Consider the following 14,267-nt stretch of genomic DNA (forward strand, 5'->3'; position numbering starts at 1 on the left):
AAATGACGAACCTAATTTTAGCCGATTGGCACATGGTACGTGTAACAGTTGATGGGCTTGGGCCATTCCGGCAAGGCAAACAGTCGTTTGAAATTTTTGGCGCCGATACCGATGCTCCTGAATCCGAAAGTCGTGCACCCGCGAACATTTACATGCTCTTGGCGGCAAATGGTTTCGGTAAGACAACCTTATTGGAAACGATTTACGGACTTTATGGTTTGTTGAATGATAGACCGTCCGGCAGGTTTGCAGAAGGGTTCTATAATTCGGGGGCCGCTCAACTAGATATTGTTTCTCACTGGACAGTGGACGGACGATCGGAAACCGTCTTGCTTTCGATCTGGACCGGAGCTGAAGAGCCTGTAGACAATTTGTCGGAAGACGACCTAGATCGTTTGGGATCAACTACGGTTTGGGCCAAGCTTGGTTTGAGTGGAAATGGATCGAGCGTTGAACGCCTTTCCGGCACCAACGAGCTTGGAATTGTATTCCACGAAGCGATTAAGCAGCACTTGAATGAGCCGCCTACAAAACTATTTGGTAATTCGCAGTCGATGCCAACCGTTTTATATTTTCCAGCCGATCGGCGAGTCGTAGCCCCTGTGCGACATGAGGCGGTAACAAGGCCTGATAATTGGGGCTATCAGCCAGCGGTAAATTTTAGTTCTGATGGACCAGAATGGGGCAAGTCGATTGACAATGTTCTCGTTTGGCTGGAGTGGCTGGCGGCCAGGGATGTCGACGATATCGATAGGCGCATCAATGATCTCCTAGCATTCGTCAACGACCTTATTTTCAGAGATTCGCCAGATAAAGCAATTTTGCGTCCTGATCGCGAAGAGCTTAGATCATATGTCAAGACACGCTTTGGTCTCCACCCGCTCAGCGCACTTAGTCATGGGGAACGGGCGCTACTGCAAATCCTTGCCCGTATTCTAACTCACATGACGTCGAATACCGTCGTGTTGATTGACGAAATTGAGATTCATCTTCATGTGCGATGGATGGATCGCATGTTTGAAGCGTTGAAAGAACTCCTCAGATCCTATCCAGCGGTCACGCTTATATTTACCACTCACAATCTTGCGCTCATTGATACATACCGATTTGAGACCAAAGAGCGCGGTTTAGTGAAGGGGGGCTACCTCATCGAAGCGGACATTTTGTAATGCCTAGCTTATCGGTTATTGGTGACTCCACCGCTTTGCGACTCAAGTATATCCGAAAGGTTATCGTTTACGTAGAGTCGGAAAGCGACGTAAACCTTTATAAGACGATAGTCGGTCCGGGCTATGATGAGTTTTTGGACTTTCAAAAGCCTCCTGAAAAGGGAACTGGCTGTGGTCCAGCTCGGGCTTACGTGGAGAAATACCGGCCTGCAAATTCTCAAATTTATGCTTTGCTCGACGGTGAGGCTGTCGTGCCCGAAAAAGATGGGTTTACCGGTCTGGTAAAGGCGACAGCGTCAATATTTTCGCTGAACCGTGAGACCGGAATACTATTCCTTGCTGACCACGAAGCGGAGAATATATTAATCCGGCAGGCGGACATTGTGTCGTCGATTGTTGATCAGGTGACGTTGGCGAATCTCGGACGTAGGCAGCCTGATGAGGTGGAGATGGCAGTAGACGAAATCGTGCAGCGGCAATTCGAAGGTGCCTTATGTAAATACACCAGTTACCGGTTACATTCAGACGGTAAGATTACTGGAGTGCTCGCAGCCACCCATTTAGATAACCTTAGTGAAGCAGATACGCTCAATCTGTTGCAACAAAGAGTCAGTAGCAAGCAGTGCGACTGGCAGACTTTCACTGCGGAGCTAGTTATCGTTCAGAGAGTTGTTGAGGCGCACCTAGAGTTGCTAACGCCGGCTGAAAAAATCGACACTAAGCGTCGTCTCGCAGACGGAAAGATGGCTATGAAAATTATGCAGAAGATTTACAACATCGCCGAAACTTGGCAGGGCGCGCTTGCAAGGAAAGTTGCGCTCACCGAATATGCCCGGAGATTCCGCCAAGATTTGTTCACCTTCACTAATATATCTGTTGCCGCGTGACCGGAAAGAAAAACTGCAATGGCGTATTAAAGAGTGGAGCAGCTACGCGTGGCGACCAAACGAGCGATCATCGCCTATGTAAGAGCTGAATATGGATTCACGCCCGCAGATTGCTGGATTGCCCACGCTAAGGCAGCCGGCCAACGAAGCCGCGGTGCCGACGATACACCAGATATTAGCTCATCGGCCCGACCATGTCCTGATTATAAGCGCATTGCATTGTTCCGAGCTCTTAGAGAACTGGGAGTCTTTGAACGCCCGTAACTCCAAGTCACGCGGACGTGCCTGTTGATTTGAGAATAACAATAGACCTCTCATCGATCAGTTGTACTTAACGTTACTGTTGCGACGCAGGTAGGCTCAGTCACGTAGATCGACACACGACGTCAAGTTAAAACTACCGTCATTTGACCGCCCAGGTCAGGAATCATGACGCCTGCTTAAAATCCGGGCTGGCTCATTTTACCGTTTCGCGCTATAGTTATCAGTGGAGCCGTACGCGCGGCTCTGGGGCGTCGTAACCCCTCTATAACATTCTGAAGGTGCAGAATTCAGCACCACTCCTTGACCCATGCGGTCCGGGAGCCTGTTGTCATACAATAGGTTCGCCGAAAGCACAGGGCCGTGTTATAGCGGTTTACGAACTCCCCGATCACCAGGATCAATGGAGGCTCAAATGCGGGGGCGTACCGCGAACGAGCCTTTCGGGGTTTGTCCATGGATATCGATCAACTTGAAAAGCTTTATATAAATGCCCGTGCCGTTGGCGCGCTGGATCGCCACATCGGTGCGCGATTGCGGTCGCGTCGCGTTATGCGGCAGATGTCTGAGCAATGGCTGGCCGATGCTCTGGGCTTGCGTCTGGATGAGCTGGAAGCCATGGAAGCCGGCGCGATGCGTATTGGGGCGCGGCGACTGGCCTTTATCGGCGCTGCCTTGGATGTCGCCGACAGGTATTTCTTTTTGGATTTTCTGGAGACATCTGACGGGGCATCACGAAGACCGGGCTGGCTGCGCGACGTCGATTGCTGGTTCCGCGACCGCGTGGCTCCTTATGAAAATTTGCTCCTGAGCGTAGCAAAGGACCTAATCGGTTCTAAGGGCGCGGCGCGCGACCTTGTCCACGACGTTTATGCCCAGGTGCTGGTGGGCGATCGGTGGCGTACCATCGAAAATCCGAAAGCCTATCTCCGCAAATCGGTCGTTCATGCGGCCTATGCCTTTCTGGCCAAGAGCCGGATCGTACCGTTAGCACGGGGGGATGATGTCAAAGAAGATGTGAAGGATGAACTGCCAGGCCCGGACGTGGAGGCCGAACAAAGGGATCATCTGCGCCGCGTGCTGGCAGCAATGAACAAGCTGCCTCCTAAAAGCCGGCGTGTGATGATCATGCGGAAGGTCCAGGGTTTGTCAGGACCGGAAATCGCAAGGCGGCTGGGTATCAGCGTGAAAGGCGTTGAAATCCACCTCACGCGCGGCATGGTCGCGCTCAACAAACATTTAGAGGCGGACGCTGTGGGGTTAGGGTTGAACGCGATCATCTATCACCAAGACAGCACCGCCGACACTTCCATCGCAGATTGAACTGCCTTAAGCTGGAACGGTATCGGGATGCACCGAACCGTGGCTGGAAATGTTTGACTTGACTGACCCTCTCGACAAAGATGTGGATGACCTCCTTGAAGCCGCAGCATCATGGCATGCGCGGCTAGACTTGGGCACGGCCAAGCTTAAGGACTTTGAGCGCTGGCGCGATGCTGATCCGCGGCATGCCGCGGCTTTCGCTCGCATCGTGGGCACGGACGAATCGATCGAGGATGTGAAGTTTCGGCTTTCCGATGAGGTGGATGAATTCGAAGAGCCGCCAGTGTCCATGAGCCGCCGGCATTGGCTGGGCGGCGTGGTTGCCGGCGCCGGTGCAGTGGTCCTTGGGGGAGGAGGGCTTTTTGCCATTCTTAATCAGCACGCTCACGCCGAAACGGCGATCGGTGAACGTAAGAGCTTGACCTTGACTGATGGCGCCCACTTAGAGGTGAACACCGACACCCGACTATCGTGGAAATGGGGTGTGCGTAAAAAAGAGGTCTGGTTGAAGCAGGGCGAGATCGCTGTTTCCGTGCCGGCGTCGTCTCAATTCGTTTCCATCCATGCCCTTGGCTATGAGATCAAACCCACTGAAGGCGAGATCAATGTACGTATCCGCGATGGCGCGCTCGAAATAACGTGTCTAAAGGGCGAAAGCCAAGTTGTCGGGCCGCCGGTCAAACGGGACCCAAATGTGGTTATCGAGGAAGCCGCGCCTCTGGTGCTCAAGCAGGGCCAAGCCTATTATTCGGCCTCGCAGACCGACGACCTAAAGACTCTGAAGGACACCGAGATCGAAACGGTTGAAGCCTGGCAGTCTGACGAGTTGCTCTTTACCGGCCAGTCTCTTTCGGCAGTCGTCGAGGAGTTCAATCGCTATCTCACCCGTAAGCTTGTTATCCGCGACCGGTCTATTGAAGGCATTCGCCTTGGCGGACGGTTCAATGTTCATGATGCGCCCCTCTTTTTGCAATCCCTCAGGGGCAGCTTTGGTATCCATGCGTCTGACGATGGCGATGTGATTGCTTTGACACGGTCCTAATCGGAATTGCACATTCTTGATTGATGCGTGTGGGGTATCCAGAGATGTCCCACTCCTTCTCCCCAACGGTCACAAAAGTGACACGTCACGAAGGGGAAAAGATCATGTTCAACCATTACCGTCTGCCTACCGTTCGCTCATCCGTCGTCGCCCTTGTCATCGGCGCTGCCCTGCTATCCAGTGGCGTGGCCATCGCTGACGACAGACGAATTGCTTTCGACATTCCCGCGGAGACCACCGCGGCCGCATTAAACGACCTGGCAACGCAGGCCGATATCCATCTGCTGTTTCCCTACGATGCCGCCGCGCGCACATCCGCGCCCGCCCTTAAGGGCACTTATTCCATCGACGAAGCCTTGGCCTTGGTAATGGCCGGTGCTGGCTTAGAGATCGCCGAACAGAAGGACGGCAGCATTTCGCTGCGCGTGACTGCCGGAAAAGATGATGCGGCGACTGAGGTCATTGTAACCGGCAGCCATATCCGAGGCGGAAACCCGACCTCGCCCGTCCATACCGTCACGCGCGCTGATATTGACGCCTCCGGATATTCGCAGATTGGCGACGTAATGCGCAGCTTGCCGGAGAATTTCGCCGGTGGCCAGAATCCCGGCGTTCTGGCGGCCTCCAACAGCAATATTGCCAATATGAACATCACCAATGCCTCGACCATGAACCTGCGAGGCCTGGGGTCAGATGCCACCTTGGTGCTTGTCAACGGCCACCGTCTGGCCGCGGACAGTTCTTTTCAGGGCGCCGATATCTCAGTGATACCCCTCTCGGCCGTGAAGCGTATCGAGATAGTGCCCGATGGCGCCTCGGCCCTTTATGGATCCGACGCGGTGGCCGGGGTCGCCAATATCATTCTGAGGAAGACCTTCAATGGGGCCGAGGTCAGTGCCCGCCTAGGGACGACCACGCAGGGTGGCGGCGCGGAACAAACCTACAGTCTCCTGGCAGGCCGCGCCGGCACCACTGGCTACGTAATGCTCAACCTGGAATATGCGAAGCAAGACGCTATCCTGGCGGGCGATCGCGCCTTCGCGTCCGACGTCGCCTCGGATGCGACCCTCATTCAGCCGCAGGTGAGACGCTCGGCGTTCGTCAGTCTTGGCCGTGATCTGACCGATACTGTCTCGGTATCCCTGGATGCCTTGGTGTCTGACCGGGATACGACCTATCTCAATCACATGTACAGGGACTATCCCGGTTACACCGGGTGGGCTTATACACCGGCCTTTTCTGTGACGGCCATGGCCGATGTCGCCTTGTCCGGAGGCTGGAAGGCTCATATCACCGGTGGGGTGGCCGGCAGTCGCAACAGCACGGGTATCAGCTCATACGGCGTAGATTACCCAAGCTACAACACCAACCACCTTGAGTATATCGAGGCGACCGCAGACGGCACGCTCTTCTCTTTGCCAGGCGGTCCCCTAAAGGTCGCGGTAGGCGGGGGCGTTCGCACTGAGGGCTTTCAGCAAAACTTTAGAGGCAGCCCCAGCCTGCTGACGCCGTCAAGACAGGTGGACTATGTCTATCTCGAAGGACAGGTGCCCCTGATCGCGCCGTCTTCGGATCGGACCGGGCTCCATGCCCTGGAACTGAACCTCTCGGCGCGCATAGAGCATTATAGCGACTTCGGATCGACGACCAATCCGCGCGTCGGGATACGGTACGTTCCCTTCAACGACCTGACCCTTCGCGCCAGTTGGGGCCAGTCATTTAAGGCGCCTTCCTTCCTTCAAATGTATCAGGCGGTCACCTTGGCGCTCTACAAGCCCGGCATCCTGGGGGGAAGCAATGACGGTTCAATCGCGATGCTCGTCTATGGTGGCAACACAGACCTGAAGCCCGAAACATCCACCTCATGGTCCCTGGGCGCGGACTACGCCCCGGCACGCATGCCGGGCCTGACACTATCGCTCAATCTGTTCAATATCGATTATACCGACAGGGTCGTGCAACCGATCAATCCGCTGACCGCGTCCCTGTCAAATCCCCAGTTTGAACCGTTCCTGAAGATCGATCCGGCGACGGTGACCGTCGAGACCCTGGTCGCCAACGCCTATTCGCTGGATAACTATTCCGGTCTGACCTATGACCCGAACAAGGTCTCGGTGATTATCTACGACAATTATCAGAATGCGACGGCCCAGACCGCGCATGGTGTCGACCTCGGATATCGTCAGCACTTCACCTTGGCAGGGGGTGCCTTGGATGCGTTTGCCAACGCGACCTGGCTTCACCTCGAACAGCAAACCATCGCAACACAGCCGAAGGTCATTCTGTCCGGGACTATCTTCAACGCTCCCGAATTTAAGGCGCGCGGCGGTGTGACGTGGCAAAAAGGGGGCCTGTCGCTATCGGGCATCGTGAACTACCTGGGCGAGGAGACCGACACCGGCGTGACACCCAACCATGCGATCGCTTCCTGGACCACGGTGGATACCCATCTGGCTTATAATTTCGCCGGCCGGTCAGGCTATGCCCGAGACCTAAAACTAGCCCTGTCGGTCTCCAACCTGTTGGATCGCGATCCGCCCTATGCGCCCAGCCCGGCACTTTTCTATGAGGGTTTGGCTTTCGACAGCACCAATGCCTCTCTCATCGGACGTACCGTTAGCCTGACCCTGACTAAGGGCTGGTAAGGATGCGCATAACGTCGTTTGTTTCACCGACCACCCTGCTGGTCGGGCTCATCCTCAGTACGGGCGGGGTTGCCAAGTCTGCCCCCTGTACCAACCTCCTGCCGGAAAGTGCGTCGGCAGGAGGCGCCAAGCGCCCCATTGTCGCTGATGACCTCTTACGACTGAGGGACATCGGACCGAAACACCCATCGGCAAGGGACCCCATCTTGAGCTTGTCACCGGACGGTACCCGCGTGGCGTTTCAACTTCGCCGGGCCGATCCCGAAACGGATGCCTACTGTCTGGGCATGGTTGTGATGCCGCTTACGCCCGGCGGAAAACCGACCGTCGTCGATATCGGCGGCGATTATATCCGCGTGCGGCAGGAGATTGGCACCCTCACCAACGGGCCAAGCGGATATACCGAGATTATCACGCCAAAATGGTCGCCCGACGGCAAGGTCATCGCCTTCAAACGCAGCGACAACAGTACCGTTCAGGCCTGGATCGCCGTTGCCGACGGAGGTGGGTCACGATCGGTCTCGCATCTCCCATTCGATGTCGAAGACATAGCCTGGACACCTGATGGGCTGAGTCTGATCCTAACGGGTCGACCGGGCCTGGAAGACGCAAAGAGGGCGATTCAGGTCGAAGGTGAAAACGGCTATTTGTTTGATGACCGCTTTGTTCCTTTCGATAGCAACGCCCCGTGGCGTCGTAATAACATCCCCAGACAAGCCTATGTCGTCAACGTGGCGACGGGTGAGGCCCGGTTGGCTTCCGGTACAGAAGTGGTGGACAGTCTGGCGACGCAGCCGACTGCCGCCCCCGCAACAGCCCTAAACAGCGTCTCAGGGCCGTCCGGTAAAGTGGCATGGACCGAATTGTCTGATCCCAACAATGTCGCATCGCCCGAACGCTTGGGTGTCAGCGGGCCTAACGGGAAAATTTGGACCTGTGCTGCTAAGGTGTGTGCAGGGGCAAGGGCGATCTGGTGGCGCGATGAGGAGACACTCGTTTTCCAGAAACTCGAAGGCTGGGCGCGATCCGAGACCGGCCTGTACGAATGGACTATACGTTCGGGCAAGGTCCGGCAGATACTCAAGACGCAGGATCTCATCGCCGGATGCCAGATCGGTAATGGCGTCCTCGTGTGCGCCCACGAAGCCAAGGTGCAACCTCGTGACATCGTCCAGATCGATCTGCCATCAGGGCGGTTAGAGACGCTGTTCGACCCCAATCCGGATTACAAGGCCATCGCCTTTGGACCTGTGAAACGGCTGCAGTACGTCAATAGCTTTGGGGTGGAAGGCTTTGCCGACCTGGTCCTGCCGTCAAACCGTAAGCCCGGAGAGAAGGTGCCGCTCGTCGTTGTACAATATCTCAACCGGGGCTTTTTGCGCGGTGGTATCAACGACGAGGCGCCAATCCTGTTGTTCGCCGCCAACGACATGGCCGTGCTCAGTTTTGAAGACTACCAGTCGCCCGGGTCCATAAAGGGCGGTTCCTCTTGGGACGCGATCACGGCCTATGATCGCATCGACTGGCGTGGCCATCGCAGCACGCAGGAACTGCTCGAATTGGCCATCAAGCAATCGGTCGCCACGGGCGCGATCGATGAGAAACGGCTAGGCATCACCGGCATCAGCGCTGGCTCAAACAACACGCGCTGGGCCCTACTGAACAGCGATCTGTTTTCTGCGGCTGTCATCGGAAGCTGTTGCGAAGACATGACCTCGATCTTCACGGTGTACGGCGAGCAGGGCGGAAACGAGATGCGTCGATATGGCTATCCCGGCCTGACCGCGGACGGTAAGGCCTTCTGGGCCCCATTTTCCATGCGGTTGAACGCCAGTCGCATGAAAACACCCCTGTTGATGGAACTGGCGGATCACGAATATCTCGCGTCCCTGGAAAGCTACTTTTCCCTCAAAGAGCAGACCGCGCCCGTTGAGATGTATGTTTTTCCAGATGAGTTTCACGAGAAGTGGCACCCCATCCACCGGCGGGCGCTTTATGCGCGCAATATCGACTGGCTTAAATTCTGGCTCCTGAGCCAGGAAGACGACAATCCGGCAAAACAAGAGCAATACAAACGGTGGCGATCACTCCGCGCCAACCTGCCGGGTTCGGGCGCACCCAAAGGGGATTAGGCATTCCCGCGTCCGTTTTGCGGCCTCGATCATACGCGCATGGTCGGGGCCGTCTTTTCAATTCGGACGGCTTCCCAATGTCGTACCCAGGCTTCTGCCTCTGCCAGATCAGATAGACGCATGTGGTCGAGCGGTTTTATGAGCGAGTTTGGCGCCAAGGCCTCATACACGACTGGCGCATCAATCAGGCCAACCTCGGCAAGGCGCCCCTTTGTCAAACGTTCGCGTACCAGGTCCTTATGGTGCTCCATGACGGCATAGGCAAAACTATTCGGGCCGCCCTTGGATGTGCGCTCGATGAGCGCCTTCGGGAGGCGTCGGGAGAACGCTGCCCGGGCAACCGACCGGTTGCGTCCGCCAGCTATCCACTTCCACATCGGAATCCGGAGACAGGTCTCCATGACCGGTTGCGAAATCAGGGGCAAGATCTGTGGGGCATGGTCCCTCGGAAGTCCGTCAATCGTACCTTGAAGACCTGCCAGCATCGCAATGTGTGCCGCCTTGCCAGGGAGTGCGCCCTTTGGGGCGTTTAGCCAGGGATGGCTCAGTGGAATATCACCAACGTGAGCCGCAGCGGGGCCAAGGAACCGCGTCTCACCGTGAAATCTATAGGTCGGGTCGGCGTTAGCATACCGTTGAAACGCCATCGTCAAGACGGCGCCGGCACTCGCATTGTTCTGATGGTATATATCAGCAAAGGTCTGTACCAAACCCATGCCGAGCCCTTCGGTGCGGAACAGATCGACCAAGGCCGTCGCCGATTGCGTAAAACAGAAAACATTGTCGCCACCGATACCGCTGAAAAAGGCATCAATACCGAGCGCCTTTTCCAGTTCGAAGCGGATGCTGTAATTGCTTTGCGCAAAGGCATGACCAATAGGGCGCGGCAGGTAGGCGGACAGCGCGCGCGTAAAGTCCACCACCTCTGGGCGATGAAACGCTTCTGTCAACGGGAACTGTAACCTGTCGCGCAGGATGCGAGCGAACGCGCGCTCGTCACCCTCCGCTTCATGCGTGGCCAGGGTCACACAGGTGAGATCGGCGCCCGCTTCGACCAGACCGGCAGCCAAGATTGAAGAATCCAGGCCGCCAGACACACCCAGTAAACATCGCGGATACCGGCCGGCCCAAGCGGCAATGCAAGCGAGAAGGGTCTGCTCAAGATGTTCGACCATGTCCGCATCCGATTGTGCGCGGTCCGGCTGAACGTAATCCCATGGCGACCAGGCCTGAGTCGCCATCTGCATCTCAGGCCCAACGGAGAACCGAAAGCCCGCCATCACTTCTTGAACCCCGACCAAGCCAGTGTCCGGTGTGCGGATATCTGGTGCATAGAGGTGTCGCGCGAGAAAGGTGAAATCGATCTTAGGGGTGAGAAAGCCTGCGCCAACCAGCACATCCACATCAGACGCAAAAATAACAGCGCCCTCATGCTTCAAAGAGTAACAAGGCATGGCCGCAGACGGATCCCGGACGACATGAACAAGGCCGCTTGAATCTTCGATGAAGGCCACGTAGCCACCCCAATAGGACGCCAGCAGGCTCTGACCACGGGTGTCCCGCGCGAGCTGGCTCGCGCGGTTATCCATTGCCTGAACCCGCTCCGGAACCGTCGCGCGCGTGAACAGATCACCAACAATAGCGCCGATGCCACCGGGAAGCGGCAGCGACGGCGTATCTGAATGAACGATCACCGTACTTGACGTCACTGCCTGGTCCAGACCAATCGCTCGAACGGCTCGCGAGAAATGAGCCCTTTGATCGGCATCTCGTGTCACGATGGCGATATAGCGCAGAGCCATGTCACACCACCAGGATAGGCGTGTAGGCTGAAACCTGCTCAACAGTATCGTTTAAAACGGTGTCCCCGTCCTGGACCCAGGCGTGCGCGCCAAACGGCATCATGCGAACACCCAGCACCAGGTTCGGATAGTAGCCGTATGCCCTCAAATAACGCACCATCGCGATCGACCAGCGAAGACATTCATTCTGCGCCGAAATAAAGCGCCGAGACGCTAAATAGCGCTCGATGATACGGCTTGGCATATGGCGATCCATAGGACGGGCCCTTTTAGCCCTTCGGCACTTATTCTGGCGGATATCGGAAATGATGTCGTTCAAAGGCCGATGCTTAAGATCGTGCCTTGTTCGGATCTGTGCAAGTACAGGTAACAGCGGAGGGAGCAAAGAAGGACGTGCGAACTCGGGGGGCAGTCGAGTGGAACGGGCCGGCGCAACGGCGCCCTGTTGAAGGGTGCAGCCGGTTTCACTTTGAACAATCAGCCCAGCGCCCACCAATTTGGACGTTGTCACAGGGTCCAAGCCATTGCCGTTAAGCCAGCTCTGAACAGCGGCATCCGTTTCGGCGGGAAGGGCAAAATACCTGTCGGCGGCAAGGTCGAGCAATACGACGCGACCGTTAGCGATGCATCCATAAACATCCGTTCGCAAAGCAAATTCCATGCTGATAATCACCTGAAGGATAAAGAAAGGGCAGCGCTATCCACACTGCCCCACTTGTTTAGTCATGGCTGAGGCCAGGGTTCGGCTTGTGCTGAAGCGCGTCATCAGCCTGGAACTGGGTCTGCATGCCCTTGGTCTCGGCGCTTGCGGCGCCAAGGTCGATGACGTCTTGAGGTTCAATTTTGGTCATGGTCGTTACTTTCAGGTTGTGAAAAGCTATGCCGGCGATGAGCTATCGGCGGGATGAGCTTTACGGAGATGAAGGAAATGCGGAGAACGGGATTATCACCGTCCTCCGCCGGGTGATCAGTCGTTGCTCAGACCGGGTTGCCGCAGGTGCTGGGCGACCTCGTCGGGCGCGTAGATCGTTTGATTGCCCTTGGTTTCGACCGAAGCGTGGCCCAGGTCGATGAGGTCTTCGGTTTCATGATCGAACTTGGTCATGACAGTCTCCTTGCTAGGTTTTGAAAAGCCATGGAAATTCATGGCTTTTCGACTGTACGACCGGTGAAAGTTGATCCCAAACTGATCTTATTCTGATCAAACGATTATCAGATGGCCCTTCAGAATCAGAAATTCCGCAGCGTTTGACCGGCGTGTCAGTACGATCCCACGGGCTACTGACTATAGGCTATGGCAATGAAATTCGGTACCAGCGCCAACCGTCGGTGATGATATTGTTTCACCAGATCACGTAATGAGTTCAGGTCATGCGCCTCCCATGCGGCCTTGAACTCTGCCATCTCTGCCGGCAGGTCGATCAAATCACCTGTATCGAGTTGTCGGATCGGTCGCAGGCGATCATTGACATTGGAGACCGCGTATCGCGTTTCGCCAGTATCGCTGAAATCCGCGATTGCCAGGAATAAGGCTTCAGTGGCGGCCACGATGTCTGCCTGGTCAAGGTCCAGCTCCGGAAAGTCCGGATCAGGCCCGTCGTCCATCGCGGTTTCAATGGCCAGCATCAGGATCATCTTATTCCATTTGTGGACATCGCGGATGCGGCGTTCTTTCGCGGCAGGGATTATATACCCCTCGTGCGGCGTTACCTCGACGACGCGCTCGCCAATCATACGGTTTAGTAACAGACGTATCGGCATGGTGCTGACGCCATATCGATCCGCCAAGGCCTCGATATCAATCCGTTGGCCCGGGTGCGCTGGCGCCGCCAATAGGTGCTGCCTGAGGTCGCCAAAGATGTTTTCGATGCGAGACGGCTTACCCATGACGGTCCTTGCAGACGCCTGAGACTTGGGCAGCGAACCGGCTGACTTCAGCTTGGGCGCGATATTTTGAGGGATTAATCGCGCGATAATAGAATGAATACGCGGTAAAATCAAGCTGGGCAGGGTAAGTGTCGGCGCTCGACCTTCCGTGTTCAGATCAGTTCAACGGAGACATACGATTCGCGATCTGGGCGGCAATGCCCTCGCGGCGCTCGTAATAGGCTGCCAATTCCCTCTGGAGCCCCCTTTTGTCCTTACGATGCCAGCAATCTAGCATGCGCTTGTATTCCGCCTCCCGGTCGGTCAGCATCTCGGCTTCATAGGCGCGTATCGCCAGCGTCTCTTCACGCAATAAGGTGATGCTGGTCTGAAGCAGAGGGTTGTCGGAGTGGCTGATGATTTCCTGGAACAATCGATCGACAGCCAAGCCGACGTCGAAGCTCGGCGTATCGGCTGAATCTGAGTCTGAAGAGGGCGGTCGCTGTGTCATGGAAATCCAGTCCTCGGCGCATAGGGCGTAAGCCCTGGGTGATTTCACCAAGCAAATCGGATTCCGTCAATGCCTAGTTTCGCAGGGGTTAGGTCTCAGGGGCGTCGCCCCTCGCGCGGGCAAGGTCCTTGTTCGGTGTCCCCAGCCTTCCGCGCGAAAAGCTTGTGCAGGCTGGGTGAGCCCCCTCCGAACATGGGCCGTGGCCCTTGCTACCCCCAACCTCGCCGGTGGGCAGGGTTTCAGCGCCGCTTTGAGCGCTGCAACCGCCATCGAGGTCGCTAACCAGCGGCCCGCACCCACAAAGGACACAACCATGTCAACCATCGGTACTTTCATCAGAGCCGGAGACATCTACACCGGCACCCTTTTGACCCTGACACTGAATGTGACAGTCAATATTGTTCCGACCGACCGCAACTCGGATCAGGGGCCCGACTATCGCATTTACTGGGGCAGTGTTGACTGCGGCGCGGCCTGGAAGCGAACCAATGAGGCCGGGCGTGAGTGTCTGTCGGTGAAAATCGATGACCCGGCCTTTCCCCACCCGATCTATGCCAGTTTGTACCCCGACGACGAGCCAGGTCTGTTCAACCTCGTCTGGAAGCGGCCCAAAGGCTGAGATGACGTAA

The 14,267-nt window shown here is 56.3% G+C and carries 13 protein-coding genes; 7 read left to right on the plus strand and 6 right to left on the minus strand.

Annotated features, from left to right (window positions below; translation table 11 throughout):
• Window positions 1-2 precede the first annotated feature (2 nt).
• From AEAC466_RS33185 to AEAC466_RS33210, 6 genes are all read left to right on the plus strand, one after another.
• Complete coding sequence (locus tag AEAC466_RS33185) at window positions 3-1,169, plus strand: ATP-binding protein (protein ID WP_023458145.1); 1,167 nt, start codon at window positions 3-5, stop codon at window positions 1,167-1,169.
• Window positions 1,169-2,056 carry a hypothetical protein gene (locus AEAC466_RS33190; protein ID WP_023458146.1) on the plus strand — a complete coding sequence of 296 codons (888 nt, stop codon included), beginning with the start codon at window positions 1,169-1,171 and terminating at the stop codon, window positions 2,054-2,056. The genes AEAC466_RS33185 and AEAC466_RS33190 overlap by 1 nt, the downstream gene beginning before the upstream one ends.
• Window positions 2,057-2,878: 822 nt before the next feature.
• Window positions 2,879-3,640 (plus strand): RNA polymerase sigma factor, encoded by a 762-nt coding sequence (locus AEAC466_RS33195; protein ID WP_162148946.1) that lies wholly within the window; start codon window positions 2,879-2,881, stop codon window positions 3,638-3,640.
• Window positions 3,641-3,698: 58 nt separating this feature from the next.
• Window positions 3,699-4,682 (plus strand): FecR family protein, encoded by a 984-nt coding sequence (locus AEAC466_RS33200; protein WP_162148947.1) that lies wholly within the window; start codon window positions 3,699-3,701, stop codon window positions 4,680-4,682.
• A gap of 104 nt (window positions 4,683-4,786) precedes the next feature.
• Window positions 4,787-7,327 carry a TonB-dependent receptor gene (locus tag AEAC466_RS33205; RefSeq protein WP_023458149.1) on the plus strand — a complete coding sequence of 847 codons (2,541 nt, stop codon included), beginning with the start codon at window positions 4,787-4,789 and terminating at the stop codon, window positions 7,325-7,327.
• A 2-nt stretch (window positions 7,328-7,329) separates the two neighbouring features.
• On the plus strand, window positions 7,330-9,459 hold the full coding sequence (locus AEAC466_RS33210) for an Atxe2 family lasso peptide isopeptidase (protein WP_023458150.1): 2,130 nt from the start codon (window positions 7,330-7,332) through the stop codon (window positions 9,457-9,459).
• A 29-nt stretch (window positions 9,460-9,488) separates the two neighbouring features.
• Here AEAC466_RS33210 and AEAC466_RS33215 read toward each other — a convergent pair whose 3' ends face one another.
• From AEAC466_RS33215 to AEAC466_RS33245, 6 genes are all read right to left on the minus strand, one after another.
• On the minus strand, window positions 9,489-11,261 hold the full coding sequence (locus tag AEAC466_RS33215; RefSeq protein ID WP_023458151.1) for an asparagine synthase-related protein: 1,773 nt from the start codon (window positions 11,259-11,261) through the stop codon (window positions 9,489-9,491).
• Between the two features lies 1 nt (window position 11,262).
• Window positions 11,263-11,922 (minus strand): lasso peptide biosynthesis B2 protein, encoded by a 660-nt coding sequence (locus AEAC466_RS44125; protein WP_081714609.1) that lies wholly within the window; start codon window positions 11,920-11,922, stop codon window positions 11,263-11,265.
• Window positions 11,923-11,980: 58 nt separating this feature from the next.
• Entirely contained in the window at window positions 11,981-12,112 is a 132-nt protein-coding gene (locus AEAC466_RS44450; RefSeq protein WP_155913607.1) for a benenodin family lasso peptide, read from the minus strand.
• Window positions 12,113-12,228: 116 nt separating this feature from the next.
• Window positions 12,229-12,366: a benenodin family lasso peptide gene (locus tag AEAC466_RS33235; protein WP_162148948.1), complete on the minus strand. Its 138-nt coding sequence runs from the start codon at window positions 12,364-12,366 to the stop codon at window positions 12,229-12,231.
• 173 nt (window positions 12,367-12,539) lie between these two features.
• Window positions 12,540-13,148, minus strand: a complete 609-nt coding sequence (locus tag AEAC466_RS33240) for a GntR family transcriptional regulator (protein ID WP_023458156.1) — start codon at window positions 13,146-13,148, stop codon at window positions 12,540-12,542.
• Between the two features lie 157 nt (window positions 13,149-13,305).
• On the minus strand, window positions 13,306-13,638 hold the full coding sequence (locus AEAC466_RS33245; RefSeq protein WP_023458157.1) for a hypothetical protein: 333 nt from the start codon (window positions 13,636-13,638) through the stop codon (window positions 13,306-13,308).
• Between the two features lie 199 nt (window positions 13,639-13,837).
• On the opposite strand from AEAC466_RS33245, the gene AEAC466_RS33250 reads away from it, so the two are divergent.
• The gene (locus AEAC466_RS33250; protein WP_444826221.1) at window positions 13,838-14,257 is read left to right on the plus strand and encodes a DUF736 domain-containing protein; all 420 of its coding nucleotides are present in this window, start codon (window positions 13,838-13,840) and stop codon (window positions 14,255-14,257) included.
• Window positions 14,258-14,267 lie beyond the last annotated feature (10 nt).

Origin of the sequence: Asticcacaulis sp. AC466 (assembly GCF_000495815.1) — a bacterium.
GTDB lineage: Bacteria > Pseudomonadota > Alphaproteobacteria > Caulobacterales > Caulobacteraceae > Asticcacaulis.

Excerpts from the sequence above, each read along its gene's own strand:
- AEAC466_RS44450 (WP_155913607.1), bottom strand. The coding sequence starts at position 12,112 with ATGACCAAAATTGAACCTCAAGACGTCATCGACCTTGGCGCCGCAAGC.
- AEAC466_RS33205 (WP_023458149.1), top strand. The coding sequence starts at position 4,787 with ATGTTCAACCATTACCGTCTGCCTACCGTTCGCTCATCCGTCGTCGCC.
- AEAC466_RS33190 (WP_023458146.1), top strand. The coding sequence starts at position 1,169 with ATGCCTAGCTTATCGGTTATTGGTGACTCCACCGCTTTGCGACTCAAG.
- AEAC466_RS33240 (WP_023458156.1), bottom strand. The coding sequence starts at position 13,148 with ATGGGTAAGCCGTCTCGCATCGAAAACATCTTTGGCGACCTCAGGCAG.
- AEAC466_RS33245 (WP_023458157.1), bottom strand. The coding sequence starts at position 13,638 with ATGACACAGCGACCGCCCTCTTCAGACTCAGATTCAGCCGATACGCCG.
- AEAC466_RS33195 (WP_162148946.1), top strand. The coding sequence starts at position 2,879 with ATGTCTGAGCAATGGCTGGCCGATGCTCTGGGCTTGCGTCTGGATGAG.
- AEAC466_RS33235 (WP_162148948.1), bottom strand. The coding sequence starts at position 12,366 with ATGACCAAGTTCGATCATGAAACCGAAGACCTCATCGACCTGGGCCAC.
- AEAC466_RS33185 (WP_023458145.1), top strand. The coding sequence starts at position 3 with ATGACGAACCTAATTTTAGCCGATTGGCACATGGTACGTGTAACAGTT.
- AEAC466_RS33210 (WP_023458150.1), top strand. The coding sequence starts at position 7,330 with ATGCGCATAACGTCGTTTGTTTCACCGACCACCCTGCTGGTCGGGCTC.
- AEAC466_RS33215 (WP_023458151.1), bottom strand. The coding sequence starts at position 11,261 with ATGGCTCTGCGCTATATCGCCATCGTGACACGAGATGCCGATCAAAGG.
- AEAC466_RS44125 (WP_081714609.1), bottom strand. The coding sequence starts at position 11,922 with ATGGAATTTGCTTTGCGAACGGATGTTTATGGATGCATCGCTAACGGT.